Annotated in this window: 3 protein-coding genes; 1 reads left to right on the plus strand and 2 read right to left on the minus strand. The window is 59.3% G+C overall.

The window, feature by feature from the left end; translation table 11 throughout:
- Positions 1 to 514, minus strand: a 514-nt coding sequence (locus tag IE122_RS17995) for a transposase (RefSeq protein ID WP_189622607.1), incomplete at its 3' end; no start/stop codon positions are given.
- Between the two features lie 347 nt (positions 515 to 861).
- Between IE122_RS17995 and IE122_RS18000 the strand changes: the two genes are divergently transcribed.
- The gene (locus IE122_RS18000; protein WP_229814389.1) at positions 862 to 1,620 is read left to right on the plus strand and encodes an SDR family NAD(P)-dependent oxidoreductase; all 759 of its coding nucleotides are present in this window, start codon (positions 862 to 864) and stop codon (positions 1,618 to 1,620) included.
- Positions 1,621 to 1,873: 253 nt separating this feature from the next.
- On the opposite strand, the gene IE122_RS18005 is transcribed toward IE122_RS18000, so the two are convergent.
- Positions 1,874 to 2,956, minus strand: coding sequence for an IS630 family transposase (locus IE122_RS18005; protein WP_189622609.1), 1,083 nt, complete (start codon positions 2,954 to 2,956; stop codon positions 1,874 to 1,876).
- Positions 2,957 to 3,018: the final 62 nt, after the last annotated feature.

The following is a 3,018-nucleotide window of genomic DNA, read 5'->3' on the forward strand; positions in this document are numbered from 1 at the left end:
AGCCGTGCACGACATCGCAGGTATCATCGATGTCCAGCGTCACCGCCGCCGGTGGGACTGGATAGCTGGCACAGTAGACGCCGATCATCGCGGCCATCATCCGGGCCAGTTCGCGCGTGGTCGGTGCATTCTCCCAGCGGCTCATCGTCGGTTGGCTCGCAAGCCCCGCGCCCGATCCCGGCAACTTGCCCAGTGCCAGGCGGAACCCCGGATCGTCGCGCAGGGCGTCGAGATCGTCAGCATCCTCATAGCCACACGTGATCGCGAATACCCGGGCGCGCAGGATATCATCAAGGCGATGGGTCACCCGCGCCGGGTCACGCGGATCAGCGATGCAAGCCGCAAGCCTCCGGCAAATTCCCATCGCTCGCTCGGCTTGCGCCAGCAGCAGAACGCCGCCGTCCGAGGTCAGCCGGCCACCGTCGAACGCGGCTGTGATCTTCTTCCCGCCAACCGCTGGAAACGAAAATCCCGGTGCGCTATCATCGCTCACGGCGGGTGTGGTCCGTGGCATAAATTGCCTCGCTGCAGGACTGGTCTAGACACCCATTTTCCTACTGAAAAGCAATCGCTTACGCCACTCCCGCCAACCCTATCACCCGCCTCCGTGAATAAAACAGGTTAAAGTGTAGAACGTCGCATCGCTCGTCGCCATCTGACGAGCTAACTTACGAACGGATTTCCGGAGCAGGTCATGAGGCATCGCCCAACGGCCCCAGAAATAGCGACGCCGCCATGGCCGCCGGTACCGCTACGCTCCACCTGCGGATAGCCCTTGGGGCCGGAGGCGGTCTGGACTAGTAATCACCACAGACCACTCAGCGGGGCCGGTCTAATCCAAGGAGCTAAGTCGTGCAAAGAATGAAGGATAAGGTTGCAATTGTTTCAGGTGCTGGCTCGCTTCGGGGTATCGGTTTTGCAACCGCTGTCGCGCTGGCGAAAGAAGGCGCGAGGGTCGTTCTCACAGATTTGGATGAGGACGAGGTGGCTGCCCGTTCTCGTGAGATCGGCTCCAATGCGATAGGCTTCGCTCAGGATGTCACGAACGTCAATAGCTGGGAGGAACTGGTCGCGACAACGATTGAACGCTTCGGAACCATCGATGTGTTGGTCAATAACGCCGGGATCGCTATTCCCAATGTGAGCACAGGTGTGTCCCTGTCTGAGTGGAATCGTCAGATCGAAGTGAATTTGACAGCCCCCTTCTGCGGTACGCAAGCTGTTGTCCGGGCTATGCAAAACTTTGGCAAAGGCGGGGCCATCATTAACGTATCATCCATTGCCGGTGTTGTCGGCGTCGCCGGCTGTGCGGCATACAGTGCCAGTAAAGGGGGGCTGCGCCTTTTGACGAAGGCTATGGCATTGGAGCTAGCACCGATGGGCATTACCGTAAATTCGGTTCATCCCGGGCTAATTGCTACAGCCATGCAGGATGAAACGATGACGCCTAAACAGATCGAACGCATGGCGCGTTCAGTCCCCCTGAAGCGCCGTGGTGAACCGGTCGATATCGCCATGACAATCCTATTTCTAGCCACCGACGAGGCCCGTTACATCACAGGAGCGGAGTTTATTGTCGATGGAGGCATGACAGCGCAAGCCGGAATGCTTGTCGATTAGGGCGCATACTGCAGGAGATCGGCCGATTTATACCATTGCTGACCGCGTCTTCATCCGTCAACTCAGAGAGGTCCAGGATGGGAGCGACCGTTCCAACGTGTCATTCAAGGTGGTACCGCCTGCAGGTACAGTCTTGTAATTAATTTAATTGCTGTATTCAATCGTCTCGCGGATTGAATGATATGTTTGTTTAAGGTTTTCGTTGCGCAGGCATTAGTGGCAAGCCATACCACCATACGCCGGGCCTAAACACCTAGTGGATTGACTCCAACGTTTGGAACCCTCGATTTCGAGCCGCGATGATTTCGTCCGGATTGGCCTTCCAGATGAAGGGCTTGGGGTTGTCGGCGTTGTACTCCCGGATGAACCGGTTAATGGCGGCCTGGAGGTCGACGACGGAGTGGAAGACGCCGTGCTTAAGGCGCCGCCTGGTCAGCTTTGCGAAGAAGCCCTCGACGGCATTGAGCCATGAGGAAGATGTCGGCGTGAAGTGGAAAGTCCAGCGCGGATGGCGGGCGAGCCACTCCTGGACCTTGTCCTTCTTGTGTGCGGCATAGTTGTCGAGGATCACGTGGATCGCCTTGCCCTTGGGTACTTCACGCTCGATCCGATTGAGGAAGCGGATGAACTCCTGGTGGCGGTGGCGCTGCATGTTCTGCCCTATCACGGTTCCGTCGAGCACGTTGAGCGCAGCGAACAGCGTGGTCGTGCCGTGGCGCTTGTAGTCATGGGTCAGGGTACCGGCGCGGCCCTTCTTCATCGGCAGACCGGGCTGGGTGCGGTCGAGCGCCTGTATCTGCGATTTCTCGTCGATCGACAGGACCACCGCATGGGCGGGGGGATCGACATAGAGGCCGACGATCTCGGTGAGCTTTTCGGCGAAAGCCGGATCGTTCGACAGCTTGAAGCTGCGCCAGCGATGCGGAGCAAGCCCATGCGCCTTCCAGATCGACTGCACTGTCGAAACGGCGAGCCCGACCGCTTTGGCCATCGCGCGCGCCGTCCAGTGGGTTGCCTCATGCGGCGGCGGTTCCTGCGTAAGCCGGACAATTTCGGCCACGCGCTTGGGCAATACCGGCGCCTTGCCGGGCGGACGGGACTTGTCGCGGAGCAGGCCATCGACGCCTTCGTGCATGAAACGCTCCTGCCAGCGCCACACGCAGGTCTTCGACTTTCCTGTTGCCGTCATAATCGCCGAGGTGCCCAGGCCGTCGCTGCTCAAAAGAACGATACGGGCGCGCCAGACATGTTTCTGTGGACTCAAGGGCGCCGACACGATGTCGTGCAGGCGTTGACGGTCGGAGGCCGAAACGGTGAAGCTGATCCCATCACGCATCCTCCGAGACTGACACGCCAGCAAGCCGGTGGGAATCCCCAACCGGACTCTTTCGTTCCGGC

It is taken from the genome of Novosphingobium colocasiae (assembly GCF_014652555.1).
Taxonomy (GTDB): Bacteria; Pseudomonadota; Alphaproteobacteria; order Sphingomonadales; family Sphingomonadaceae; genus Novosphingobium; species Novosphingobium colocasiae.